The sequence below is a fragment of the Qipengyuania sphaerica genome (genome assembly GCF_019711595.1).
GTDB lineage: Bacteria > Pseudomonadota > Alphaproteobacteria > Sphingomonadales > Sphingomonadaceae > Qipengyuania > Qipengyuania sphaerica.
This window is the reverse complement of record NZ_JAIGNR010000001.1, coordinates 1,488,834-1,515,353: the sequence shown is the minus strand read 5'-3', so window position 1 is coordinate 1,515,353 and position 26,520 is coordinate 1,488,834. Positions and strand designations below refer to the sequence as shown.

21 protein-coding genes are annotated in these 26,520 nt (G+C 62.3%); 15 read left to right on the top strand and 6 right to left on the bottom strand.

What is annotated here, in order from left to right:
* Positions 1–11 precede the first annotated feature (11 nt).
* Positions 12–1,976: a lytic transglycosylase domain-containing protein gene (locus K3178_RS07475; protein ID WP_221570697.1), complete on the bottom strand. Its 1,965-nt coding sequence runs from the start codon at positions 1,974–1,976 to the stop codon at positions 12–14.
* A gap of 95 nt (positions 1,977–2,071) precedes the next feature.
* Between K3178_RS07475 and dapA the strand changes: the two genes are divergently transcribed.
* From dapA to alaS, 7 genes are all read left to right on the top strand, one after another.
* The gene (gene dapA / locus K3178_RS07470; RefSeq protein WP_221570696.1) at positions 2,072–2,953 is read left to right on the top strand and encodes a 4-hydroxy-tetrahydrodipicolinate synthase; all 882 of its coding nucleotides are present in this window, start codon (positions 2,072–2,074) and stop codon (positions 2,951–2,953) included.
* A gap of 42 nt (positions 2,954–2,995) precedes the next feature.
* Positions 2,996–3,478, top strand: coding sequence for an SsrA-binding protein SmpB (smpB, locus tag K3178_RS07465; protein WP_221570695.1), 483 nt, complete (start codon positions 2,996–2,998; stop codon positions 3,476–3,478).
* Positions 3,479–3,662: 184 nt separating this feature from the next.
* On the top strand, positions 3,663–4,196 hold the full coding sequence (locus K3178_RS07460; protein WP_221570823.1) for a DUF2062 domain-containing protein: 534 nt from the start codon (positions 3,663–3,665) through the stop codon (positions 4,194–4,196).
* Complete coding sequence (locus K3178_RS07455) at positions 4,193–6,667, top strand: hybrid sensor histidine kinase/response regulator (RefSeq protein ID WP_221570694.1); 2,475 nt, start codon at positions 4,193–4,195, stop codon at positions 6,665–6,667. The genes K3178_RS07460 and K3178_RS07455 overlap by 4 nt, the downstream gene beginning before the upstream one ends.
* A gap of 147 nt (positions 6,668–6,814) precedes the next feature.
* Complete coding sequence (gene recA / locus K3178_RS07450) at positions 6,815–7,876, top strand: recombinase RecA (protein ID WP_221570693.1); 1,062 nt, start codon at positions 6,815–6,817, stop codon at positions 7,874–7,876.
* A gap of 220 nt (positions 7,877–8,096) precedes the next feature.
* Entirely contained in the window at positions 8,097–8,723 is a 627-nt protein-coding gene (locus K3178_RS07445) for a glutathione S-transferase family protein (RefSeq protein ID WP_221570692.1), read from the top strand.
* A gap of 68 nt (positions 8,724–8,791) precedes the next feature.
* On the top strand, positions 8,792–11,455 hold the full coding sequence (alaS, locus tag K3178_RS07440) for an alanine--tRNA ligase (protein WP_221570691.1): 2,664 nt from the start codon (positions 8,792–8,794) through the stop codon (positions 11,453–11,455).
* 47 nt (positions 11,456–11,502) lie between these two features.
* On the opposite strand, the gene K3178_RS07435 is transcribed toward alaS, so the two are convergent.
* From K3178_RS07435 to K3178_RS07415, 5 genes are all read right to left on the bottom strand, one after another.
* Positions 11,503–11,682, bottom strand: coding sequence for a hypothetical protein (locus tag K3178_RS07435; RefSeq protein WP_221570690.1), 180 nt, complete (start codon positions 11,680–11,682; stop codon positions 11,503–11,505).
* A gap of 101 nt (positions 11,683–11,783) precedes the next feature.
* Positions 11,784–12,287, bottom strand: coding sequence for a hypothetical protein (locus K3178_RS07430; RefSeq protein WP_221570689.1), 504 nt, complete (start codon positions 12,285–12,287; stop codon positions 11,784–11,786).
* 3 nt (positions 12,288–12,290) lie between these two features.
* Positions 12,291–14,051 carry a cation:proton antiporter domain-containing protein gene (locus K3178_RS07425; RefSeq protein WP_221570688.1) on the bottom strand — a complete coding sequence of 587 codons (1,761 nt, stop codon included), beginning with the start codon at positions 14,049–14,051 and terminating at the stop codon, positions 12,291–12,293.
* Positions 14,052–14,100: 49 nt separating this feature from the next.
* On the bottom strand, positions 14,101–15,756 hold the full coding sequence (locus K3178_RS07420) for a bifunctional GNAT family N-acetyltransferase/carbon-nitrogen hydrolase family protein (protein WP_221570687.1): 1,656 nt from the start codon (positions 15,754–15,756) through the stop codon (positions 14,101–14,103).
* A 104-nt stretch (positions 15,757–15,860) separates the two neighbouring features.
* On the bottom strand, positions 15,861–17,081 hold the full coding sequence (locus tag K3178_RS07415) for an NADP-dependent isocitrate dehydrogenase (protein ID WP_221570686.1): 1,221 nt from the start codon (positions 17,079–17,081) through the stop codon (positions 15,861–15,863).
* Positions 17,082–17,286: 205 nt separating this feature from the next.
* On the opposite strand from K3178_RS07415, the gene K3178_RS07410 reads away from it, so the two are divergent.
* From K3178_RS07410 to K3178_RS07375, 8 genes are all read left to right on the top strand, one after another.
* Positions 17,287–18,648 (top strand): exopolysaccharide biosynthesis polyprenyl glycosylphosphotransferase, encoded by a 1,362-nt coding sequence (locus K3178_RS07410; protein WP_247713534.1) that lies wholly within the window; start codon positions 17,287–17,289, stop codon positions 18,646–18,648.
* A gap of 191 nt (positions 18,649–18,839) precedes the next feature.
* A complete protein-coding gene (locus tag K3178_RS07405) occupies positions 18,840–19,115 on the top strand; it encodes a hypothetical protein (protein WP_221570685.1) in 276 nt (91 codons plus the stop codon).
* A gap of 226 nt (positions 19,116–19,341) precedes the next feature.
* Positions 19,342–20,571: an O-antigen ligase family protein gene (locus tag K3178_RS07400; RefSeq protein WP_221570684.1), complete on the top strand. Its 1,230-nt coding sequence runs from the start codon at positions 19,342–19,344 to the stop codon at positions 20,569–20,571.
* Positions 20,572–20,584: 13 nt separating this feature from the next.
* Positions 20,585–21,250, top strand: a complete 666-nt coding sequence (locus tag K3178_RS07395) for a polysaccharide biosynthesis/export family protein (RefSeq protein ID WP_247713533.1) — start codon at positions 20,585–20,587, stop codon at positions 21,248–21,250.
* A 2-nt stretch (positions 21,251–21,252) separates the two neighbouring features.
* The gene (locus K3178_RS07390; RefSeq protein WP_345719863.1) at positions 21,253–23,484 is read left to right on the top strand and encodes a GumC family protein; all 2,232 of its coding nucleotides are present in this window, start codon (positions 21,253–21,255) and stop codon (positions 23,482–23,484) included.
* A gap of 7 nt (positions 23,485–23,491) precedes the next feature.
* The gene (locus K3178_RS07385) at positions 23,492–24,625 is read left to right on the top strand and encodes a hypothetical protein (RefSeq protein WP_221570683.1); all 1,134 of its coding nucleotides are present in this window, start codon (positions 23,492–23,494) and stop codon (positions 24,623–24,625) included.
* Positions 24,626–24,642: 17 nt separating this feature from the next.
* Positions 24,643–25,677, top strand: a complete 1,035-nt coding sequence (locus K3178_RS07380) for a mannose-1-phosphate guanylyltransferase (RefSeq protein WP_221570682.1) — start codon at positions 24,643–24,645, stop codon at positions 25,675–25,677.
* A complete protein-coding gene (locus K3178_RS07375) occupies positions 25,674–26,483 on the top strand; it encodes a class I mannose-6-phosphate isomerase (protein ID WP_221570681.1) in 810 nt (269 codons plus the stop codon). The genes K3178_RS07380 and K3178_RS07375 overlap by 4 nt, the downstream gene beginning before the upstream one ends.
* The last annotated feature ends 37 nt before the right edge of the window (positions 26,484–26,520 follow it).

The following is a 26,520-nucleotide window of genomic DNA, read 5'->3' as shown; positions in this document are numbered from 1 at the left end:
CCTAGCTGAACTCAGCGCGGAAGGTAATGCTTGATGTCGCGCTGGTAGGCGGCCGACTTGTCGGGGTGCATATTGGCATAGCTCACCGCGTTCCCGATGACCCGCATGACATAATAGCGGGTTTCGAAATTGGCGGGGATCTTCTCGATCCAGGTGACCCAGTCGACGGCGCCCGTGCGCGGATCGCCGTTGAGGCGCAGCCACTCGTTCACCCGTCCCGGACCGGCATTGTATGCAGCCAGGGCGAGCGGATAGGCTCCGTTGTAGCGGCTCATCAGGCGCGCGAAGTGCTGGTCGCCGAGACGGATATTGTAGCCCGGATCGTCGGTAAGACTGGCCGACATGTACTGGATTCCGGCCTTGCCCGCTTCCTCGCGCGCAGTGCCCGGCATCAGCTGCATCATCCCGCGCGCGCCAGCGTGGCTGACGCGGGTGCGGTCGAATTCGCTTTCCTGCCGCGCGATGGCGTGAACCATGGTCCAGTTTGCGCCGTAATGCGTGTCAACCGTGGGGAAACCCAGCCGTTCGAAACCGGCAATACCATTCTCGCCCGCAACCATGCCAGCGACGACAGCCATCTCATTCATACCGGTTTCGCGTGCCAGTTCTGCCACGAGCGACATTTCGGCAGGTGTCTCGGCCTTCTCGGCGATAGCTTCGAAGAACGCGCGTTCCGTGCGCCAATCGCGGCTGTTGCGAGCGATATCGCGCAGCGCCTCGGTAAGCGGGGCGGAGTTGAATGCGCGGCGGGTTTCCTCGTCCACGCCGGCGGTCATCAGCGGCGCGAATGTCGGGGCGGGCTTGCCCATCTCAGAGAGGGCCAGCTGGCCATAGTAATAGTCGGGATAGGCCGCGGCCATTTCCCAATAGCGCTGTGCTTCGGACTGGTTGCCCGAGCGCGCGGCAGCGCGGCCGGCCCAGTAGAAGCCCTTGGCACGGGTGAGCGGAGTGCGACCTGCAGCGCCGTAGCGATAGAACAGCGGTGCGGCCTTGGCGCCGTCACCCAGCGACCAGAGCGCCTTGGTGCCGCCAAGCCACATGAGGTCGGTATATTTGTCGCGCAGCGTGAAGGAGCCGTTCGAAATGTCGGTTCCGGGCGCAAAGAGGTCGTCCACCTTGGAGGCGATGTTCACCGCGCTGCGGGCGTCGGCACCCTGCGCGATGCGCAGGCTCTCGCTGACGAAATCGGTCCCGTCGAAGGCGGGCGAAGCGAATTGCGCGCGCGTCGAAAGCAGGTTGATAGCCGAGGGAAGCTGCCCACTGCTGCGATAATATTTCGCCAGATTGTAGACATAGCCGCTGTCGTTCAGCGCACCATCGGGGACGGTCAGACCAGCCGCGCTCGGCGTGCTACCTTGAAGCAGCGCAAGCCGCGCCTGTGCCATCTGACGGTAGGCGGGCGATACACGAAGGATCTGGCGCGAAGCGGCCTCGAGATTCCCCTGCCACAGCAGCGCATCCATGCGTGCGTCATGGTCGGCGGGGGTGAAGGTCTGCGCGAACAGGCCCTGCATATAGGCTTCGGCAGGGCCGCTCATCGTGCCGCCGCGCCATGCCTTGCGCGCCATGTCGGCCGCTTCGGGCCGGTTCATGGCGGCGAGGGCAAGCGCGTAACGACCGCGTGCGCTGTTGGTGATGGGCGGATTTGCGTCGAAGAACTGGACCAGCGCCTGCGGGGTCACCGCATCGCGATCGAGCGCGTCCTCTGCGCGGCGCTGCAACAGCTCCTGCTTGGGGAAATTGGGATAGTTGGTGATAAAGCCGGCATAGGTGGCGAAGGATAGATTGTCCGCCTTCGTCAGATATTCCCACTGGCTGACGGCCTGCCCGGCACGCGTCGGCGCCTGCGCAACCATCGAATTGTCGCGATCAGGCCAACTTGTCGGAGTTTGCGCCTGCGCAGCCACGGGGAGCGCCAGCGCGCTGCCGGCGAGAAGTGCGAAAGAAAATACTGTTTTTCGGCCCATACTGGACATTATGCCCGGCCCCTCCTTATCAGGCGGTGAACAAAAGTTACCGCGGGTGCAATATTGCGCCCGTTTTTCATATAACTAACGCAGGACTCAGGAAAATGTTCTCAGGCTCGATTCCGGCTCTGGCGACTCCTTTTCGCGACGGATCGTTTGACGAAGCCGCTTTCCGCAAGCTGGTGGACTGGCAAATCGAAAACGGCAGCAAGGGGTTGGTCCCCTGCGGGACGACGGGCGAGGCTTCGACCATCTCCAATGCCGAGCATCACCGGGTGATCGAAGTCTGCATCGAGCAGGCCGCCGGACGCGTGCCGGTGATCGCCGGTTGCGGTTCGAACGACACGCGCAATGCGCTGCTGCACATGCAGTTCGCAAAAAAGGCGGGCGCTGCGGCGGGCCTCTGCGTCGCGCCCTATTACAACCGGCCGAGCCAGAGCGGGCTGATCGCCCATTTCAGCCATTTGGCCGAAAACAGCGACCTGCCCATCGTGCTCTACAACGTGCCTGCGCGCACGGTGACCGATATCGAGGACGAGACCGTTTGCCAGCTGGTCAACAAATACCCCGACCGGATCGTCGCCATCAAGGACGCCAGCGGCGATCTGTCGCGCGTTGCCGACCACCGCATGGGGATCGGACGCGAATTCTGCCAGCTGTCTGGCAATGACGAACTATGGCTGCCACATAGCGCCGCGGGCGGATCGGGCTGTATTTCGGTAACCGCCAATGTCGCACCCAAACTCTGTGCCGAATTCCACGAGGCCATCGCCGCCGCAGACCTAATAAAGGCGCGCGAGATCAACGACCGGCTCTTCCCGCTGCATTACGCCATGTTCTCCGACGCGAGCCCCGCTCCTGTGAAATACGCGCTTAGCCGCGTGCACGACTGGTTTTCGCCCGACGTCCGCCTGCCGCTGTGCAATGCGAGCGAAGAAAGCCGCAGGCAGGTAGATGAGGCGCTGGAGATCGCTGGGATCCTCTAGGCTTGGCATAAACGGTTCCAGCGCCTAGATGCGCCCACCGTTATGGCCCGTCCCAAACCCGCCACGTTCGACAAGCAGAAGACCGTCGCCGATAACCGGCGTGTGCGGTTCGACTATCATGTCGAGGAAACTTTCGAGGCTGGGCTCGCGCTGCAGGGGACCGAGGTGAAGGCACTGCGGGCGGGCGAGGCGAGCATCAAGGAAAGCTACGCCGAGGTGCGCGACGGGCAGGTGTGGCTGATCAACGCCAACTTACCCGAATATTCGCATGGCAACCGCCTGAACCACGAACCGCGCCGGCCGAGGAAACTGCTGCTCCATGCGCGCGAGATCGAGAAATTGTTCGGTGCCGTGGAGCGCAAGGGCATGACGCTGGTCCCCCTGTCGATCTACTTCAACTCGACCGGGCGGGCGAAGGTCGAGCTCGCACTTGCCAAGGGCAAGCAGGCGCATGACAAGCGCCAGACGATCAAGGATCGCGACTGGAAGCGCGACAAGGCGCGGCTGATGCGTGAAAAGGGATAAAAAACCTTCTGCCTTACCCCTTTCGCAAAGCCCATGTGCTAACCACATCGAACATCATGCCGTATTCGCTTCACAATCCTTGTTTCCGCCCCTTGCGCCTGCAAGCTGCTGCGCGCATGGCAAAGGCGTGGCAGTGAGCGGGTTCAAGTCCAAGACTTTCCTTGCGGATTTTATCCGTAAGCACATGCCTACGCGCGAAGAAATGGCGAAAAACCGTTTCCTCAAGCCGATCGCACACCGTTTTCTGTCACCCGAACTCTGGCGTTTCACCCGTCGCAGCGTGCCGCGAGGGGTGGCATTGGGCCTCTTTGCGGCCTTTATCGTGCCGCTCGGCCAGATTTTCCTGGCTGCCTTTATGGCGCTCCCCGCTCGCGCCAACGTCCCGCTAGCGGCGCTCGTGACGTTCGTCACCAATCCCTTCACGCTGCCATTCTGGCTCGTTTTCGCCAACCAGACGGGTCGCTTCGTTCTCAACATCGATGCCGCGGTCGGCACCGGTGCGGGGCAACTGGCCGAAGATAGCGGAGCGCTCGCGCGCTGGCTCGAACTCGGCGGAGTTACTGCTTTCGGCTTCCTTGTCCTGGCAATCGTGACCTCGGCCGTCGGCTACCTTGCCGCAAGTTTCGCATGGCGCTTCGTGGTCGCACGCAAGCGCGAGCGGCGCCTCGTGCGCATGGAAAATCGACTCGACGACCGTCTGGAGGACAAGGGCGAATGAGTTTCGGTGCCGATACCGAAACGGACGGTCTGCCACCGGTTCCGCTCATCCTCGGCATTTTGCTCGCATTCGCGGTTTCGGTGGGCTTCGTCTGGCTCGCCGCCGGCACTGCACTGGCAGCCGCAGCATATGGCGGCGCGTTGATCGTCGTTGTCCTGACCCTCCTCTTGGTCCCGCGCTATTCGAACAAGTCGGCAGAGGAAGTGACCGGACAGCCGGACTGGAGTGTCACCGCAGCTGCCATCCAGAACCGCCGCCGCGGCGTTGCCGTGGTGGACCGGGCCAACCGCCTCACCTGCGCAAACTCGACCTACGAGCGCTGGTTCGGTGCCGACCTCGCTCCTCACGAATTGCCTTTCTCGGAGGAAGCAAAGGGAAAGATTGCGGAAGCAGCTCGTCAGGCATGGCGCGAAGGGCACGCCGAATGCACCGAACTCGAACTTTCGATGGGCGAGAAATCCTATAGCCTCGTGATCGAACGGGTCGGGCGCGGCGAGGATTTCCTGGTCTGGCGCTTCGGGGAAATCCTCCGGGAACGCACTTATGACGGAATGCAGGAGCGCATTGCCGGGCCGCTCGGACACATCATGTCGCGCTCGGGCATCGAACTGGCGCTCGTCGCGCCCGACGGCATTGTGCAGGTTGCCACGCCCGGCCTCGGAGAACGGGCGACCGGCACCAAGGATAGCTCGCTTGCCGGGCAGGAATTCGTCCAGCTCCTTCGCTCCGACGACCGGGATCGCATCTTCTTTGCGCGCGAGGGCCAGCAGGGTTCGCCGCAGACGCTCGTGCATATCCCCCTCGATCCGCCGACCGACAAGGAAGGCGAGGCCGCGCCATCGCTCATGCTGCTGGTCGACAGCACGGTGGGCATCGGCGGCGGCTGGCAGGGCAGTGGCAAGGCGGCGATCCCGCAGCTCGAGGCGCTCTTGTCCGCTCTCCCGCTTGGCCTCGCGCTGACCGACCGCGACGGGCGCTTCCTCTTCGCCAACAAGGCCTTCCTGCGCGCGGTCGAGCGTGAGGAACTGGGCCTGCCTCAATTTCCCTCCGACCTCGTGGTGCGCGAGGACAAGGCTGCCATGGCCGATACCGTGCGCCGCTTCGCCAAGGGCGCGACCGCCAGCGGCGACATGGCGGTGCGCCTCGCCAACGACAAGGAAGAGCCGGTCTCGATCGGCCTTGCCGGTGTGCGCGGGCTGGGCGATGCAGCAGTGCTGCTCTCGATCAGCGATTCCACCGAGGAAAAGCGCCTCCGCCGCCAGGTCGCGCAGGCCACCAAGATGCAGGCAGTTGGCCAGCTCGCAGGCGGTGTCGCGCATGACTTTAACAACGTGCTGACCGCGATCATCGGCTATTGCGATCTCATGCTGCTGCGCCACACGCCGGGCGACAGCGACTATGACGACATCCAGCAGATCAAGGCGAACTCGAACCGCGCAGCCAGCCTGACGCGCCAGCTGCTCGCCTTCTCGCGCCAGCAGACCTTGCGCCCCGTTGTGCTGCAAATGCCCGACGTGGTCAGCGAAGTCAGCCAGCTGCTTAAGCGCCTGATGGGCGACAAGATCGAATTCTCGGTTCGCCACGACCGGGAACTGGGCCCCGTTCGGGCCGACCCTCAGCAACTCGAGCAGGTCATCATCAACCTTGCCGTGAATGCGCGCGACGCGATGCAGAGCCATGCCGCGAAGACGGGCAAGCAGGACTGGAAGGGCCGCCTCACGCTCGCAACCCGCCGCGTTTCGGCGCGCGACGTGCGCAAGATGGGCATCGATATCATGCCCGCCGACGATTACACCGTGCTGATCGTTCAGGACACGGGCGGCGGCATTCCCGCAGAGCACCTCAACAAGATTTTCGAGCCCTTTTTCACCACCAAGGAGCAGGGCAAGGGTACCGGCCTCGGCCTTTCGACCGTCTACGGTATCGTCAAGCAGTCGAACGGCTTCATCTTCGCCGACAATGTCACCGATGCCAGCGGCGAGGCGGCAGGTGCGCGCTTCACCGTCTACCTGCCGGTCCACAAGGGCGAGATCCCTGCCTCCATGCGGGGCGACGAGCCCGAGGAAGCCAAGGCCAGCGAATGGTCGGGTGGCGGCAAGCTGCTGCTGGTGGAAGACGAAGACATGGTCCGCGCCGTGGCCGAACGCGCGCTTGTCCGCGCGGGCTACACCGTCACGACTGCGCGCGACGGCGAGGAGGGACTCGCACAGGTCGCCAATGGCGATGTCGAATTCGACCTGATCGTGTCCGATGTGGTGATGCCGGCGATGGACGGCCCCGCCATGGCGCGCGCGGTGCGCAAGGTGAAGCCGAAGATCCCCATCCTCTTTATGTCGGGCTATGCCGAAGAGCAGCTGCGCAACGACATCGACATCGACAACATGCACTTCATCCCCAAGCCCTTCAGCGTCCAGCAGATCAACGCGAAAGTTTCCGAGGTGCTGGGAGAACAGGCAAAAGTGGACGCCTGAATCGCGCTAAACCGCAGATTCCTGCGGGTGAGGGCCCTGTTGGAAAAAAGTTTTGTTCCACTCTTGTTCTTGAAGAACAAACGCGGTACACCCCTTGGCAGTTGAAGAGTTCGATCGGGCTCTGGAAAAGCGAAAGGGGAATATGTCATGGCGGCCAGTCTGAAGCTTGTAGAGGATAAGAAAGTGGACGCAGACCGCCAGAAGGCATTGGACGCCGCGCTTGCGCAGATCGATCGCGCATTCGGCAAGGGTTCGGCGATGAAGCTGGGCCAGAAGGAAACGATGAATGTGGAGGCGGTCTCCACCGGTTCGCTCGGGCTGGACATCGCGCTCGGCATCGGCGGCCTGCCCAAGGGCCGCGTGATCGAAGTCTATGGTCCGGAAAGCTCGGGCAAGACCACGCTGGCACTGCATGTGATCGCCGAAGCTCAGAAGGCGGGCGGCACGGCTGCCTTCGTCGATGCCGAACACGCGCTCGACCCGGTCTATGCCAAGAAGCTGGGCGTCGATGTGGACGAACTGATCGTCTCGCAGCCCGACACCGGCGAACAGGCGCTCGAAATCACCGATACGCTGGTCCGCTCGAACGCGATCGACGTTCTCGTGGTCGACTCGGTGGCCGCGCTCGTCCCCCGTGCAGAAATCGAAGGCGAGATGGGTGACAGCCACGTCGGACTCCAGGCCCGCCTGATGTCGCAGTCGCTGCGCAAGCTGACCGGTTCGATCAACCGCTCCAAGTGCATGGTGATCTTCATCAACCAGCTGCGCATGAAGATCGGCGTGATGTACGGTAACCCCGAGACCACGACCGGCGGTAATGCACTCAAGTTCTATGCCTCGGTCCGTCTCGACATCCGCCGCACCGGCCAGATCAAGGACCGCGACGAGGTGATCGGCAACTCGACCCGCGTGAAGGTCGTCAAGAACAAGGTCGCTCCGCCGTTCAAGCAGGTCGAATTCGACATCATGTATGGCGAAGGTATCTCGAAGATCGGCGAAATCCTCGATCTCGGCGTGAAGGCCGGCGTAGTCGAAAAGTCAGGCAGCTGGTTCAGCTATGACAGCGTCCGCATCGGCCAGGGCCGCGAGAATGCGAAGACCTTCCTCAAGGAAAACCCCGAAATGTGCGCCAAGTTGGAAGCTGCGATCCGCGGCAAAACCGACGAGGTCGCCGAAGAGATGATGACTGGTCCGGACGCGGAAGACTGATCACATCGCTTCAAGCGGGAGCGCGTGCGGCACCTCATTCCCCGCCCCACGTCACAGCCGGACTGTCCCCCGGCGCTCCCGGAAACACGGAAAGCCGGTGCGCGCGCTCTCTCCCATTGCCGCCGCACCGGCTTTTCGCGTGTGTGGGCCCGATCCGCATTGAGGCTGGCTTAGTGCGTTTCGTCTCCCTAGGCAGGAAATAACCAGCAGGGGAAAGCGCATGACCATCACAGTCCACCACCTCAACAACAGCCGCTCGCAGCGCATCCTGTGGCTGCTCGAGGAACTCGGGGCCGATTACGATATCGTCTCCTACCAGCGCGATGCGACGACCAATCTCGCACCGCCCGAACTCAAAGCGGCGCATCCGCTTGGAAAGTCGCCGGTAATCGAGGACGACGGCCGCCGCGTCGCCGAAAGCGGTGCCATCATCGAATATCTTTGTGAACGGCATGGCGGCGAAAGCTGGCTTCCCGATCGATCGTCCGACGCGTGGATCGACCACCTCGAATGGATGCAGTTCGGCGAAAGCTCCTTCTTTGTCCCCGTCATGCTCAAGCTGGTCGCCGCCCGCTTGGGCGAGGCTGCGGCTCCGGCCATGCCGCGGATCGACGAGCAGCTCGCCGCGCATATCGAATACGCCGAGAACAACATCTCCGATGACCTCCACTTTGTCGGTTCCGACTGGTCTGCCGCCGACGTCATGATGAGTTTTCCTGCCGAAATCGCGGTGATGCAGGGGTATGGCGAGAAGGCCCCCAAGCTGGCCCGCTTCGTCGAGGCCATACATGCACGCCCCGCCTGGCAACGCGCCCGCGAGCGCGGCGGCGCATATTTCATGTGGTAGATGTTCTGCGGCGCATATGCGCGGTTTGACGCTTGTCGCGCGGGCCGCGATTGCCTAACTGCGCCCGCATGACGTCGACCAATGAAATCCGCCGCTCCTTCCTCGATTACTTCGGCAGCAACGATCATGCCGAGGTCCCGAGCGCGCCGCTCGTGCCTTTCAGCGATCCCACGCTCATGTTTGTCAACGCGGGCATGGTGCCGTTCAAGAACGCCTTCACCGGCCTTGAAACCCCGCCTGCACCGCGCGCCACCAGCGCGCAGAAATGCGTGCGTGCCGGCGGCAAGCACAACGATCTCGACAATGTCGGCTACACCGCGCGGCATCACACCTTCTTCGAGATGCTCGGCAATTTCAGCTTCGGCGACTATTTCAAGGAACAGGCGATCGACCACGCCTGGACGCTGCTGACCAAGGAATGGGCGCTCGACAAGGACCGTCTGCTGGTCACCGTCTACCACACTGACGACGAAGCCTTCGACCTGTGGAAGAAGCGCACCGGTTTTGCCGACGAACGCATCATCCGCATCCCGACCAAGGACAATTTCTGGGCCATGGGCTCGGATGGTCCGTGCGGCCCGTGCTCGGAAATCTTCTACGACCACGGCGACCACATCTGGGGCGGCCCTCCGGGATCGCCGGAGGAAGACGGCGACCGCTTCGTCGAGATCTGGAACCTCGTCTTCATGCAGTTCACGCAGGAAAACGACGAGATCGTCGGCGACCTGCCCAAGCCCAGCATCGACACCGGCATGGGGATCGAGCGTGTCGCGGCAGTGATGCAGGGTGTGCACGACAATTACGATACCGACACCTTCAAGGCGCTGATCGGTGCGAGCGAGGCATTGACCGGCGTAAAGGCCGAGGGCGACCAGACCGCGAGCCATCGCGTCATTGCCGACCATCTGCGCTCGACGAGCTTCCTCCTTGCCGACGGCGTGCTGCCGAGCAACGAAGGTCGCGGCTATGTACTGCGCCGGATCATGCGCCGCGCCATGCGTCATGCGCACCTGCTTGGGGCGAGCGAGCCGCTGATGCACCGCTTGGTGCCTGCGCTCGTCACCGAAATGGGCGCGGCATACCCCGAACTGGTGCGTGGACAGCCGCTGATCCAGGAAGTGCTCGAGCGCGAGGAAACGCAGTTCCGCCGCACGCTCGACAAGGGCCTCAAGCTGCTCGACGAAGCCACTGGCGACATGGGCGAGGGCGGCACGCTCGATGGTGCAACCGCGTTCAAGCTCTACGACACCTACGGCTTCCCCTACGACCTGACCGAGGACGCTCTGCGCAACCGCGGGATAGCGGTGGACAAGGACGGCTTCGATGCCGCCATGGCCGAACAGAAAGCCGCCGCGCGCGCCGCGTGGAAAGGCTCTGGCGAGGCTGCGAGCGAAGAAGTGTGGTTCGATATCGCCGAGCGCGAAGGTTCGACCGAATTCACCGGCTACAGTTCCGACACGGGCGAGGCCGCGGTGGTCGCGCTGGTGAAGGACGGCAAGGAAGTCGACAGCGCGGGCGAGGGCGACGATGTGATCGTCCTCACCAACCAGACCCCCTTTTATGGCGAGAGCGGCGGCCAGACCGGCGATGCCGGACGCATCTGGACGCCCGAAGGCCTGGAGATCGCGGTATCGACCACGAACAAGCCGCTCGGCCGCCTGCACACGCATATTGCGAAGATCGCCAAGGGTAGCGTGAAGGTCGGTGACGCCGTCCACCTCGAGATCGACGCAGATCGCCGGGACCGCATCCGTGCCAATCACTCGGCAACGCACCTCGTCCATGCCGCGCTGCGCAACCGCCTTGGCGGCCATGTGACGCAGAAGGGCTCGCTGGTTTCGGATGACCGTTTCCGCTTCGACTTCTCGCATCCCAAGCCTCTGAGCGACGAGGACATCGCTGCGATCGAGGCCGAGGTGAACGAGGAAATCCGCGCCAACGAAACCGTCGGCACGCGCCTGATGACGCCCGACGATGCCGTAGCCGCAGGTGCACTCGCGCTGTTCGGCGAGAAATACGGTGACGAGGTTCGCGTCCTCTCGATGGGCCGCAAGGGCGGCGAGGGCAAGAACTACTCGGTCGAACTGTGCGGTGGCACGCATGTCGAGGCGACGGGCGATATCGGCCTGTTCAAGATCGTCACCGAAAGCGCAGTAAGCTCGGGCGTACGCCGGATCGAGGCGCTGACCGGGGAAGCCGCACGCCAGTGGCTGCTCGCCCGCGACGAGACCGTGCGTGCCATCGCAAGCGCGCTCAAGACCTCGCCCGACGAGGCGGCTGCGCGCGTCTCCGCACTGGTCGACGAACGCAAGCGGCTCGAGAAGGAACTGGCCGAGGCCAAGCGCGCACTGGCGCTCGGTGGCGGCGGCTCGGGCGATTCCGGACCCGCGGATGAAGATATCGGCGGTGTGAAGTTCTCCGGGCAGGTCATCGATGGCCTCAACCCCAAGGAACTGCGCCCGCTGCTCGACGAGGCCAAGACCCGCATGGGATCTGGCATCGCAGCGATTTGCGCGGTGAATGATGGCAAGGGTGCTTTCGCCGTAGCCGTGACCGACGATCTGACCGAGCGCTTCAGTGCCGTCGAACTCGTGCGCGCAGGCGTCGAGGCACTGGGCGGCAAGGGCGGTGGTGGCCGCGCCGACATGGCGCAGGGCGGCGGGCCGGACGGTTCGAAGGCCGATGCTGCGATCGCCGCGGTCCGCGAGGCGCTGGCAAAAGAAAACGCCTGACCCGGCGCGTTGCCGGTCAGGCGTTCATTCTCCTCTCTCGGGAGTAATCAGGCGTTCGGCGTGCTCTTGGTTACGCCGCTCGAGCCCTGTTCGATGTCATAGCCCTCGGTATCGCCGGGCGCGCCGCGCTGGTCGGTCGGGGCCTGGTCCATTTGCGGGTCGGCCACGTTCTGCGGCTTGAACTTCTCGTCGTTCGGGGTCGGTTTCGTCGGGTCATGGTGGCTCATTGAACTCTCCTTTGCCTTATCAACGGCTTGAAAGTGCAATTGTTCAACACTTCACCGTGCCGGAGCATGGTTTCGGCGAAAGGAGCAGCGAGTTAGCCCGCCTAGCTGGCTGTACTCCGGTAAAGCGCGCGTAGTTCGCGCTCGATCCGGCCAAGTGCCCTGGTTTGGAAGAGACCCTCGCAACTGCCGGCAATTTCCGCAAGCTCAATAGCCAGTGCTTCCGCATTGGCGCGCGCCTCCTCCTTCCGTGTCTCGCGCGCCAGTTTTCGCGCAAGGAAACTGAGGTCGCTGACCGGACGCATCGCAAGGAACGCATCCACCATCCGGGCAAGTATCGAGGGGTCAGGATCGGGAGGACCGCCACCAAACAGCGTTTCGGTCACGTGCTGGCCCGCGCCGAAGCACTCGTATCGCACACATCCGGCGAAACCCTCTTCTTCCCGCGTCTCGTAGATGGTGCAGCGACCGTCTTTGCCCAGCTTCGGGCATTTCTCGCCGGCCTCCTTGCTGGCTGAAAAGCCGGGCATGTCCTCGGAAGGGTAAGCGATGCAGCACAGGGCTGCGCAGCGGCTGCAATCGGACCTCTCCTCGAGCAAGGGGGGCATGGTTCAGCCCTCCACGGTGCTCGAACGCAGCTTGGGTTTGTAATCGAGCGCGCCTTCCTGCTCGATCTGCGCGCGGAACTCGTCGCGCTTTTCGTGGATAGAGGCGATGACCGGCCCCATCGCCACACCGATATCGACCAGCACGGCCTCGGTCAGCTGCAAGGTCGCTTCCAGAGCTTCGGGGACGGCGTGGCTTGCGCCTGCGCGGTAAAGCTCGGCGGCATGGGCGATGTCGCGGGCGCGCGCGACAATCAGGAGGTCGGGATATTCCCCCCTCAGTTTGCGGACGAGGCGTTCGGCGAGCACCGGCTCGTCCATGGTGAGGACCACGGCAAGCGCATCCTCAACGCCGAGGTGGTGGAGTGCATCGCCCCTCGCGGCATCGCCGAATGTCGCGCGATACCCCTCGCGTTTGGCGCTCTCGATAAGGTCTGCGTCGCTGTCGAGCGCGATGTAGGGCTTTTCATGCTCGACGAGCATCTGTGCGATTAATCGTCCGACGCGTCCTGCGCCAACGATGATGACCTTGCGCTCGCCCTCGTCTTCTTCGGGCAGTTCGGGCGCAGGTTCGACCTTTCGAGCAACCACACGGCCCAGCCGCGCGAGAAGGGGCGTGATGGTGAGGCCGATGGCGGTCACGATCTGCCAGAATTGCGCCGTGCCTGGCTGGATAAGCAGCGCGGAGCTAGCCGCGGCGAGCACGATTAGCGTGGTTTCGGACGGGCTCGCCATGAGAATTCCGGTTTCGGCAGCGGTGCTGCGCCTAGCCCCCATCATCCGCAGCAGCACGCCGGTCAGCAGGGCCTTGAAGGTCAGGACGCCAACCACGGCCGTGGCGATCATCCCGATATTTTCCCAGATCGTGGCAAGGTCGATGCTCATGCCGATGGTGATCAGGAATACGCCGAGAGCGAGTCCCTTGAAGGGCTCCATGATGCTCTCGACCTCGGTGTGGTACTCGGTTTCCGCGATCAACAGGCCTGCTATCAGCGCGCCGACGATAGGCGACAGGCCGACCGCGGCTGTCGCCAGGCTCGATCCGATAACCACCAGCATGGCAGCGGCGAGGAAAAGCTCGGGGCTCTTCGTGCGCGCGGCCTGGGCAAACAGTCGGGGGAGGGCGAAGCGGCCGGCAATCATCATCACCGCGATGACCGCAGCGCCTTGCCACAAGGTGGTAACCAGGCCTTCCCAGCCTTCCGATGCGGCATTGGGCGCCATTGCGCCGAGGATGAAGACGATCGGGACGATCATGATGTCTTCGAACAGCAGCATGGAAAGCGCCGCGCGGCCCACGGGGCTGGTGCTGCCCGAAATGGGCAGGACGATGGCGGTCGAGGAGAAGGCAAGTGCGAAGCCGAGCGCCAGCGCACCAATCCAGTACTGCCCCATCATGGAAAGTACGATGGCGAGGATGACCCCGCCGATCAGTAGCTCCGCCGCGCCGAGGCCGAAGACCAGCCTGCGCAATTGCCACAGGCGTTTGAACGAAAGCTCAAGCCCGATGGCAAACAGTAGCAGGATGATCCCGAATTCCGCGAACAGGTCGAGGGATTCGGGATCGGATATGGTTATGTGTTCGAGCCATGGTCGCTCGAAGACCAGCTGGCCGAGGCCGTAGGGACCGACAAGTATGCCGATCAGGATGAAGCCGATAACCGGCGTGATGCGGAACCGGGTGAAGACCGGGATGACAAGCCCCGCCGCGCCGAGGATGACCAGCGCGTCGGATAATGCCGGTGATGCAAGTTCGCCCGATGCCATGGGTAGGCTCTAGCCAGCGAGTTTTACGAAGTCACGGCGCTTGTGCGGCTTAGCCACCGCCGGGATGCGCGGGGCCGAGCGGTTCGCGCCGCGGGCGCGGCTTGCCGGGGTGCTTGCCGTCCTCGTCCCACTCGATGCGGTAGAGGTCGAAACGGCGGTCGGCGAGATTGCGCACCGTGCCTTCCGCACGCGCCCATTGCAGGTCGGCCAGATTCACGTCGCTGATCGTGAGCGTCTCGACATTCTCGGTAGATTCCGCCGCAATCCCGTCGCGGGCGAAGGGGAAGTCGCATGGCGTCAGGATGCAGCTTTGTGCGTACTGGATGTCCATATTGCCGACATTGGGCAGGTTACCGACATTGCCCGACAGAACCACAAAGCACTGGTTCTCGATCGCACGCGCCTGACCGCAATAGCGCACGCGCAGGTATCCTTGGCGGCTATCGGTGCAGAAGGGCACGAAGATTATGCGTGCACCCTCGTCGGCAAGGCGGCGGCTGAGTTCGGGGAACTCGCTGTCGTAACAGATCTGCACGCCGATCGGGCCGCAGTCGGTCTGGATGACCTCGACCTTGTCGCCGCCCTTGATGTTCCACCAGTAACGCTCGTTCGGGGTGGGGTGGATCTTTTCCTGCGCGTGGACCGAGCCATCGCGCAAACAGACATAGGCGACGTTATGGATGTCACCGTCCTCCATGCGTGTCGGGTGACTGCCCGCGATGATGTTGATGTTGTAGCGCATCGCCATTTCGGAAATGTCGTCGCGCAGGCGCGGGGTGTATTCGGACAGGCGCTCGATCGCCTCGACCGGCGAGAGTTCCTTCTCCTCGAAACTCAGCAGCATTAGCGTGAAGAGTTCGGGAAAGACTATGAAGTCCGATTCGTAATCACTTGCAACATCGACGAAATATGTGACGTGGCGCATGAATTCGTCATAGTCGGCCACCTGGCGTGCTTGCAGCTGGCAGGTCGCCACGCGCACCGCCTCCACGCCTCGCGGTAGGCGCTTCTTCACCGGCTGGTCGCGCTCGACATAGGGGTTTCGCCAGACCATCATCACGGCGTTGGCCATGCTGGCCTTGTCCTCGGGCAAGTAGCCCTCGATGATCCGCTCGGGTTCGAAACCATTGGCGAGCTGGAAGCGCAGCACCGGATCGTGCAGCTTGCCCGCGATCACCTGGTCAAGGTAATCCTTTGGTCCCTCGACCTTGCGGCGCAAGCGGCGGTAGTTCGGCATCCGGCCGGCAAAGACGATACCGGTCAGGTCCTTCTCCTCGGCCAGCGCACGGCGTTCTTCATATAGCCGTCGTCCGATGCGCACGCCGCGTACCTTGGGGTCGACGCACATCTCGTAGCCGTAAAGCCAGTCGCCGGTCGGATCATGGCGGCTGCCGTAGCCGTTGCCGGTGATCTCGTCCCAGTCGTGATCCTGGAAGGCAAGCGCTTCGGCCAGCTGCATGGTCGCGCAATAGCCGACGACCTCATCGTCGAGCAGGGCTACGAAACAACCTTCCTTGAAATTGTTGATCTGCCCGCGGATCTCGCCGTGCGTATAGGCAGGCATGTCGTCGTAAACCCGGCGCACCAGATTGGCGATGCCGGGAATATCCTTGATCATCGCGTTCCGGACATCGAGCCGTTTCTGACCGAACTTTTCCGAACCCTTGCGGCGAGTGGTGCGCTTCTTCGCTGGCTGCTTGGCCATCAATACCCCGTCTAATTCTGGCGACCCCAAACGAAAACGGGGCCGGCTTTCGCCGACCCCGATGATCGGGCTTATCCGGTTAACGACCCGGAGGCGCTAGGGTTTCAGCCCCAGTTCGCCATTTCCGCTTCGAGGTTCTCGACGATCGCCTCGAAGAACTGTTCGGTGGTCATCCAGCTCTGGTCCGGACCGATCAGCAGCGCGAGGTCTTTGGTCATCTTGCCGCTTTCGACGGTCTTGATGCAGACCTGCTCGAGCGTCTCGGCAAACTTCACCACGTCGGGCGTGTTGTCGAACTTGCCGCGATACATGAGGCCGCGCGTCCAGGCGAAGATGCTGGCGATCGGGTTGGTCGAGGTCGCCTTGCCCTGCTGGTGCTGGCGATAGTGACGGGTGACGGTGCCGTGGGCGGCTTCGGCTTCCACGGTCTTGCCATCGGGCGTCATCAGCACCGAGGTCATCAGGCCGAGCGAGCCGAAGCCCTGAGCGACGATGTCCGACTGCACGTCGCCATCGTAGTTCTTGCAGGCCCAGACAAACTTGCCGTTCCACTTGAGCGCGGCGGCGACCATGTCGTCGATGAGGCGGTGTTCGTAGGTGAGGCCGTGCTTTTCGAACTCTGCCTTGTACTCGGCGTCGAACACTTCCTGGAACAGGTCCTTGAAGCGGCCATCGTACTTCTTGAGGATCGTGTTCTTGGTCGACAGGTACACCGGCCACTTGCGGTCGAGACCGTAAGCGAAGCTGGCGCGCGCGAAATCGCGGATGCTGTCGTCGAGGTTGTACATCGCCATGGCGACGCCGGGGCTCTGGAATTCGAACACGTCGAGATCGATGTTCTCGCCGTTCTCGCCTTCGAAAACGAGGCGCAGCTTGCCGGCGCCCGGGATCAGCGTGTCGGTGGCGCGATACTGGTCACCGAAGGCATGGCGGCCGACCACGATGGGATCGGTCCAGCCGGGGACGAGGCGCGGCACGTTGTCGATGACGATTGGCTCGCGGAAGACCACGCCGCCGAGGATGTTGCGGATCGTGCCGTTGGGCGAACGCCACATCTTCTTGAGGTCGAATTCCTCGACGCGTGCTTCATCGGGAGTGATCGTCGCGCACTTAACGCCGACGCCATGTTCCTTGATTGCATTGGCGGCATCGACGGTGATTTGGTCGTCGGTTTCGTCGCGCTTCTCGATCGAGAGGTCGTAATACTTCAGGTCGACGTCGAGGTAAGGAAGGATCAGCCGTTCGCGGATCCACTTCCAGATGATTTTCGTCATTTCGTCGCCGTCGAGTTCTACGACTGGGTTGGCTACCTTGATCTTGGCCATGGGTTTCCTGTCAGTTCGGGTAAATGTTGGCGGCGCTTTAGCATAGAGCCGCGCGAGGGCAAGGGAGGTGGCGGCGGGACTTGCCCTTGCACGCATGATTGCGGTAATGCGCGACCTATTCGATTCAAATGAGGGCCGCATCCGTACTTAATCGAATTATTTTAGCCGGTTAGGTGTCGGATCGTATTCGCATTCAAAAATGTTAATGAGTAATCCGACCACTACTGCCGTGCGCCCGGCCATGGAGCGTCGCCGCTTGCAGCTCTATGCGGGGCTCCTCGCGTGCGATCTCCTGGCGCTGATGGCGGCATTCGTGGTGGCTGGCGGCCTGTATCGCAATATTTGGCCGCTGCCATTTGCGGTCTCCATGGCATATGCATTCGTGCCGATCTACGCCATCATCGCGCTCTATCAGCGCTGCTATTCGCTCAAGGCGCTCGACACTTTGCGCTTCGCAGTGTCGCGCATGGGGCAGGCCCTGATCGTCAGCACCGTTCTTTGCACGGTGATGATCTTCTATTCGAAATCGGCCAGCGACTTTTCGCGCGTCATGCTGTCGCTCGCCATTGTCTTCGGCTTTCTCTTCATGGCCAGCGTGCGGGTTGCGATGCACCGCCTCCTGCGCTGGTCCTACGGTCCGAGCGTAACATCGACTCTCGTGGTGCTCGATGGCGGGCCTGCCGTCGATATTGCCGGCGCGCAATCGATCGACACCACGGGTTTCGACCTCGAAGCGGTAGCGACGGATCCTGCCAGCCTTGATCGGATCGGAAAACTGATGAGGGGACGCGACCGTGTAGTCGTCAGCTGTCCGGTCGAACGCCGTGTCTACTGGGCGGAAATCATGCGGGCTGCGGGGGTTCGCGGTGATGTCATTTCCGAAGCCTTGCAGGAGCTGGGAGCGCTCGCCCTCAAGCGCGAGAACGGCCAGTCATTCCTCGTTGTTTCGACCGGTCCGCTCAGCCTCTATGCGCGCGCCACCAAGCGGGCGATGGACCTTGCCTTCACAATCCCGGCGCTCATCCTGCTTTCGCCGCTGTTCCTGGTCGTGGCCTTGCTGATCAAGCTCGAAGATGGCGGCCCGGTATTCTTCGTCCAGCCACGCATGGGCCGCGGGAACTGCATCTTCGATATGTACAAGTTCCGTTCGATGCGCGTCGACAAACTCGATTCTGCTGGCAATACCTCGACCTCGCGAGCCGACGATCGCGTCACGCGGATCGGTAAGTTCATCCGTATGACCAGTATCGACGAATTGCCGCAACTCCTCAACGTTTTGAAATCGGAAATGAGTATCGTCGGGCCGCGCCCGCACGCACTTGGCTCGCAGGCCGAGGCTAAGCTTTTCTGGGAGATCGACGAAAAATACTGGCAGCGTCATTCGCTCAAGCCCGGACTGACGGGACTCGCCCAGGTCCGTGGGCATCGCGGAGCTACCGAGATCGAGGATCACCTCGTTCATCGGCTCGATGCAGACCTTGAATATATCCGCGACTGGTCGATCCTGTCCGATCTGAAGATCATCATGGCGACAGGTCGCGTGTTGCTGCATCCGAACGCTTACTAATTGGAAAGTGATGCAAAAATGTCATGCTCAGGGAATTGCGGGCGGCTGCGGAACCATACGGGCTTGCATGGCTTTGTGCATTGTGCGAACGCGAAAAAATCGTCGTAACAGCAATTTAACAGGTTGCGGCTAGTGCCAGTGATTGCTAGTCGTTGTGAGAATTCTCGTTAAGAAGAACTAGGAGATTACCAATGAAGACCACTCGCCTTCTCTCGGGCATCGGCGCGATCGCCATGGCTATTGCACCGGTTGCTGCTCAGGCCGGTACCCGCGCATCGGATGCAACCGTTTCGGTTCAGCCGGTCAAGATGTCGTCCGTGAGCCGCGCTTCGCAGGCTGCTGACCAGAAGAGCGAGATGGCCGGCGGCGCTGGCCTCATCATCGCTATCCTGGCTGCTGCTGCCGTGATCGTCGGCATCATCATCGCAGTTGACGGCGACGACGACATCCGTTCGACGGGCGTCTAAGCTTTTAATTAGCAAGTTTCGGTAGCCCCGCTGTGAAAACAGCGGGGCTACTTTTTTTCTGGGTCGTGAGTGAGGGGTTCCCGTGCGCGCACCGAAGACGGTCACGCGATCAGGAAGCCGTGGGCACGGTGGACGGTCGCGTTTTGCGATTCCCGCCATTTGGCCGGTAGCTGGAATTGCGCTGCTTTCGCTTTTGCTAGGCGGTGGCGGCAGTTTCTACGCGGTCATGAATTTCATCATCGAGCTGGCAGCGCTTGCTGCGATGCTATGGCTGGTGCCCAGTTTCAGGGAGCGACTTGCCGAACTCCCGCTCTCCCTAAAAGTTCTGTGCTTCTGCACCCTTTGTGTGCCGCTCCTGCAGCTCGTGCCGGTTCCTCCCGGCTTGTGGCAGAACGTACCCGGGGGTGACCTGTCGCTCGAATCGCGCGAGCTCGTCGGGGCGGCGGGCCAGTGGTTCCCGTTGAGCGTATTCCCGCTCCGCACCGCTGCAGCGCTGGCTGCACTGGTTGTCCCGTTGGCAATGCTCCTGCTCTATCGCCGCGAAACGATGGGTGTGCAGCCTGTCCTCTGGCTCATCGTCGGCCTCGGCGCAGTGAACCTGCTGGGCGGGGCAATGCAGATCGTGTCGGGCCAGCAGTGGATCATGCCCTATCCCATTGCCGAGCGAGAGCGTCTCTATGGCTTCTTCGCCAATCACAATAGCGCCGGGCTGCTGTTCGTGATCTCCACCTGTGCCCTTCTCGGTATCCGCTTCGATCGCAAGCGCGAAATGTGGAAATGGGCGGGCTGCCTGGGCTTGGCTGCCGCTTTCCTGATCGGGACGGTGCTGACCCAATCGCGCTCGAGCACGGCGCTCATGGCGCTTCCGCTTCTCGCCCTCCTGCTTCGCACGCTGGGCGAGTTCCGTCCGGCCGATCGCGGTCTCCCGCCGGTCACTTATATTGCCGGACTCGGGGCGGCAGTGATCGGCGGACTTACTCTTCTCCTGACGAGCAGCCGCGCGCAGGATCTGATCCTCCGTTTCGGGGATCTGGAAGATTCGCGCCCGCAAATCTGGGCGGACACGATGTATTCGATCGAGCGCTTTTTCCCGCTCGGAAGCGGTACGGGAACCTTCAACGAGGTGTTCCAGCTCGACGAGTCGCTGGAATACCTGCTCCCGACTATTGCCGGTCGCGCGCACAACGAATATCTCGAAGTCGGCGTGGAAAGCGGCATTATCGGGTGGGTGCTTATCGGCGCTTGGCTGATCTGGATGCTGTGGAGTACCTGGCGTTCGTGGCGTATTCAGCCAAGCGTGGCTACGCTGGCTGTTCCACTGGCGTTGCTGACCATCGCGCTTCAGTCGATTCTCGACTATCCGCTGCGCAATGTGGCGCTTCTGTGCCTTGCTGGCCTGCTTGTTGCCGTGTTAGCAGCGCAGGCTCGAAAGATTAGGGATCGGGTCATTGATTAGGAAATTTGCCGTCTTGCTTCTGGCGAGCCTATGCCTTGCGGGCTGCTTCTCGCCGAGCTCCGACTTGCCGACGGGCGAGGATGCCTATCGCATCATGCCGCCTGCCGAGGCGGGGGCAATGCAGCCAAGCTATCGCATCGGTGTGCTCGACGTGCTCTCGGTCCGCGTGTTCCAGGAACCGGAACTCTCGTTCGAGCAGATTGCCGTTGACGCCTCGGGAACGATCAACTTCCCGCTGGTGGGTGAAATTACCGCTGTCGGCCGTACGCCGATCGAGCTCAGCGAGGAGATCGAGCGGGGGCTCGGCACGCGTTTCATCCGTGATCCGCAGGTAGTCGTTGGCGTGGTGTCGTCTGCGCTTCAGCGCGTGGTCGTCGAAGGCAGCGTATCCGAACCGGGCGTGTACGAGATTGCCGGCACGTCATCGCTGCTCGAATCGATCGCGCGTGCAAAGGGCCTGACCGAGGTGGCGGTGGATGACGAGGTCATCGTATTCCGTGAAATCAATGGCGAACGCCAAGGCGCCGTCTTCAATGTGCGTCACATCCGTGAAGGGCGCGTTCCCGACCCGCAAATTCTGGGCGGCGACCGCATCGTGGTTGGTTTCTCCGCTGTCCGCGGCGTATACCGTGACTTCCTGAGAGCAGCTCCGCTGTTCAACGTATTTACAAGGTTCTGATTGTGAACTCCGAAGTAGGCAAACTTGCAGGCGGAAGCGCGCTTGTCGCCAGCAATTCCGAATGGCAGCCGGCCGTTGCTGAAAATTCCGTAACTGGCGCGGGGTTCGACATCGATTTTCGCGCCATCTGGATCGCCATCCGGCGCAACCTTGCCCTTATCATTGCAATCATGGTTCTGGCGTTGGGGCTTGGCGTGGTCGTGACGCTTCTGACAGTCCCGACCTATGTTGCGTCGTCGAGGGTACTCGTCGAGCAGCAGACCGATCAGATTATCGAAAACGCCGAAATTGCTCCTTCCTCGACCCAGGATGCCGATCGCTTCCTCCAGACACAGGTCGATGTGATCCGCTCGCGCTCGCTCGCGCAGCGGGTGGTCGAGAGCGAAGGGCTGTCGACAAAGCCCGAATATTACTCCGCGCTGGGTGCGGAAATGCCGACCGAGGAAGACCTCGCCGCTGCGGGGATCAGCCGTAACCGGCTTCCGCGCTATCGCGTGGATGCCGCGATCGACTTGTTGCTGGAGAACCTTACCGTCAACCTGCCGCTCGATAGCAGGCTCGTCAGCATAAGCTTTGCCAGTGCGGATCCCAAGATGTCCGCCGATATCGCGAATGCGGTGGCGACGAATTACATCGAGGCGAATCTCGCCCGCAAGTTCGAAAGCTCGTCCTATGCTCGCGAATTCCTCGCTCAGCAGCTGGCCGAAGCGCGGGCAAAGCTTGAGAACAGCGAACTCGAACTGAACCAGTATTCGCGTGTCGCCGGCCTCATCCGTGTTTCGGGGCAGGGTCAGAACGCCGACGCCGAGACCACTCTTTCGGTGACCAACGACACGCTCGTCCAGCTCAATAACGCAGCAAGTCTGGCGACGGCACAGCGCGTGGCTGCCGAGAACAAGTGGCGCAATATCGCCAATGTCCCCGTTCTTTCCGTGCCGCAGGTCCTTCAGAATTCGGCTGTGCAGAGCCTAATCCAGCAGCGTTCCGCCGCAGAGGCGCGGCTTGCAGATGAGCGTTCCCGCCATCTCGACGAACACCCCAATGTGCAGGCATTGCAGGCACAGGTCGATCGGCTGAACGAGCAAATCCAGTCGGTTGGCAACTCGATCAAGAATTCGGTTCGGCTCGAATATGAGGCAGCCCGAGACCAAGAGAACGCGCTTCAGTCGCGTGTCCTTGGCACCCGCGCGACCGCTCTCGACGAGCAGGATCGCGGCGTGCAGTACAACCTGCTCAAGCGCGAGGCCGAAACCGACCGTGCGCTCTACAATACGCTGCTGACCCGCTTCAACGAATTGAACGCCACCGCCGGTGCCGCTTCCAACAACGTGTCGCTGGTCGATGTAGCAGAGCCGCCACGCAAGCCGTCGTCGCCCAATGCGATTGCCAACATGCTGATCGCTTTGCTTGGCGGCCTCGTGTTCAGCGCCGGCCTGGTTTTCGTCCGCGATCAGATCGACGATGTAGTCCGCTCGCCCGAAGACGTGGAGCGCAAGCTCGGCGTGACGCTGCTCGGTCTCGTGCCGCGCGTTCAGGACGGCGATCCGGAAGAGGAACTGCTCGATCCCAAGTCGCCGGTCAGCGAAGCGTACCAGTCGCTCGTCACCAACCTGAGGTACAGTTCGGCCGAAGGCATTCCCAAGCTGCTGGTGGTGACCAGTTCGCAGGCGGGCGAGGGCAAGACCACGACCTCGAACCAGCTGGCCAAGGAATTCGCCGGCCTGGGCCGCAAGACGCTGTTGATCGACGCCGACTTGCGTCGACCGACGCTGCACCGCCGCCTCGACATGCGCGACGCACCGGGCCTCACAGCGGTCCTCGCACGCGAGAAGACCGTGAACGAGGTGCTGATCCCCGCCGAAGTGCCCAACCTTACCTACATGACCGCGCTGCCGCTTCCGCCGGCCCCGTCGGCCTTGTTGGCGACGGGTGGCATCGAAGCGCTGCTCGACGATCTGGCTAAGCATTTCGACTGCGTCATCCTGGACGCACCGCCGGTTCTTGGCCTGTCCGACTCCCCGACGCTCGCTGCGCATGCCGACGCCGTGCTCATGGTCGTCGATGGCGGTGCCGGTCGCCGCGGTTCCGTCAAGACCGCGCTGCGCCGCCTGCAGATGGTCAATGCCTCGGTCGTCGGTGCCGTCCTGACCAAGTTCGACGTCAGCTCGGTCAGCGGCGAATACAGCTACTACGGGTCGGACTACTACACGTACGAATCCTCACGCGAGGGGTGATGGGCCGGTGGCGCGTGGCAAACTCATGGTCCGACTGGCGATCTTCGTCGCCTTTGCTGCGGTTTTCTCGCTAGTCCAGCTCGACCAGCAGGCCCGGCTGAGCGGGCGCATGGCGATCCTCCTGCCGACAGGGCTCGGCGGCTATGCCGATGCCCGCACTTCGGCAGCGAACTTCGCACGCGAGCCGCTGAGTGCGGAAGATTCTATCACCGCGCTCCTCAAATACCGCCCGATCGAGGCTCGCCACCTGAGCCTCTACAGCCTCTGGGCAGCCGAAGCGGACCTGATGGATTCGGCCGGCAAGGCCCTGAATTACGCAGCCACCCGTGGTTGGCGCGATCCGTTCGTGCAGATCGCGGTGCTGGCAAGCGCCGTTTCCAGCAACGAGCCGGACGTGGCTGCTGCCCGGCTCGAAGCCCTGACCCGAACCGAGCGCGAGCCGCAGGTTATCTTCCGTGCCATCGACGTTCTTTCGACAGACGAAGCGGGGCGCGAGGCAATCGCCTCGAGGCTTGCCGACAGCCCCTATCTTGCCGATCAGCTGGTCGATTACGCCGAAGCGCGTCCCGGGCAGGAGACGTTGCCTCTGCAGCTGTTTGCAATGGAAGGAGCGGGCAGCGCGCTCGATTGTGAACGCAAGCTCCGGCTAGCCACCACCTATCTCAAGCGCGGCATGGGCGAGGTGAAATCGCTGATCTCCGATGAGTGCGAGGCCATGAAGGATCCGGGCCTCCAGTTCCATCCGTTCTCGGATGTGAACGGCCCACTCGCTTGGACCTTCCCAAGCGTCGCCGGGGTGTCGGTCAGGGAGGGCATGGCCGAGGGCATGCTGACATACAACAATCGCAACCTGCTCCGGAAACTGATCGCATTTCGCTATCTTACGCTTTCCCCCGGATCGCATGAGCTGACGATCGTTGAACACGATTCCTCGCGTCGACCGCTCGCCAGTGGCACCAAGGGAGAAATCGAATTGCGCATCACCTGCCCTGAAGGTCTCGACACCGACCGCAGGTTGGTGCTTCGCCAACCGGGTTATGGTATCGCTTCCTTCGATGTGCCGGAAGATTGCCCGGTCCAGCACATCCGGCTGTTTGCTGCGCGCGGTCGTGGCGAAAATATCAGCCTGACCATCAATTAAGTGCCGACGAGGTCGCTGTGTCCTTGATTCATCCCATGATCCTGTGCGGCGGAAGCGGCACGCGCCTGTGGCCGCGCAGCCGCAAGGCCAAGCCCAAGCCGTTCCTTCCGCTCGTGGGCGAACGCACCCTGTTCGAGGCGACGCTCGATCGTGTTGCGAACCCGGAAATGTTTGCGGCACCGATAGTCGTGACCGGTTCCGCGCATCTCGCTCACGTCGAGGAGCAGCTCGGTGCAAGTGACGGGGCGACCATCATCGTGGAGCCGGAGCCCAAGAATACCGCTGCGGCCATAGCGCTTGCCGCTGTCCGTCTCCCGCGGGATGCGGTCATGCTGGTGTGCCCCAGCGACCATCATATCGCCGACACTTCGGCCTTCGAAGATGCCGCGGCCCGCGCCGCACAACTTGCCAGCGAGGGCTTCCTCGTTTCCTTTGGTATCGAGGCAAAGACGCCTGAAACCGGCTTCGGCTATATCCTGAGCGGCGAGAAGCTCGAAGGCGGGGCGCGGATCGAACGCTTCGTCGAGAAACCGGACGTCGAAACAGCGCGCAGCTTCCTTGCAGACGGACGCTACAGCTGGAATGGCGGGATCTTCGCCTTTGGAGCGGGTCGCTTCCTCGACGAGCTGGCGAAATATCGTCCGGCGCTCGCCGAAGCTGTTGGAAATGCTGTGGCCGAAGGCGAGGCGGATGGAATTCGCTTCCACCCTTCGGACGAGGCTTTTGCCCGGATCGAGAGCGAATCCGTCGATTATGCCGTCATGGAAGAGACCGACAGCGCGGCAGTGGTGCCTGCCGACATGGGTTGGTCGGACATCGGGAATTGGGACGCGCTCTACCAGAGCCGCGAGGCAGGTGAGGGCGGTAATGTCGTCAGCGGCCCGGCACAGCTCGTCGATTGCCGCAATGTCATGGTCGACAGCGATGGCCCGCGCGTATCCGTGATCGGATTGGAAGACGTGGTCGTGGTTGTCGATGGCGGCGATATCCTCGTCACCACGCGCGAAGGCGCGCAAAAAGTCGGCAAGCTCGAAGGCGCGGCGAACCAGTGAGCAGCCTGCTTCCTACCCGCAGTGTCGCGAAAGTCTGGGGAAAGAAGGACCTGCCTGCGCCATTCGTCAATCCCGGCGAAGAGGCGATCGGCGAGATATGGTTCGAACCGCCGGCGGCGCTGCCCGAACTTCTTGTGAAGTACATTTTCGCCAGCGAGAAGCTTTCGGTCCAGACGCACCCGGATGACGACCAGGCCGAAGCTGCGGGCATGGGTCGCCAGGGCAAGGAAGAGTGCTGGATCATCCTCGATGCCGAAAAGGATGCCCGGATTGCGGTTGGTTTCAGGGAAGAAATCGATAGCGACAGGATGCGATCAGCGGCGCTGGATGGGTCGATCGAGGACTTGCTGGTCTGGCATGAGGTAAAGGCAGGAGACTTCTTCTATATTCCCGCCAACACCGTCCATGCCATCGGGGGTGGGGTTAGCCTGCTCGAGATCCAACAAAACAGCGATATCACCTATCGTCTCTACGACTACGGACGCCCGCGCGAACTTCATCTCGAGGACGGCATCCGTGTCGCCGATGGAAAACCCCATCCCGAAGAACTGCGCGTCAATATCCCGCAAGGCGGGTCGATCCGACTGGTCGATGGCCCTCATTTCAGGCTCGACCGGGTCGATGCGTCGCAAGGGTTCGAGCAGTCGGATTATGAAGGTAGCGCGCTCTTCGTCATTCCGACAGCCGGCCATGCAAGCGTCGACGGCGAAACTGTCTCCACCGGTAACTGCGCAATCGCTCATGATATCGGAACGGTCTCGTTTTCGCCCGATGCGCTTTGCTTCCTCGTGCAGCCCGTTACATAACACAAGATATCACGCTCGCCCGCGAGCACACAGGACT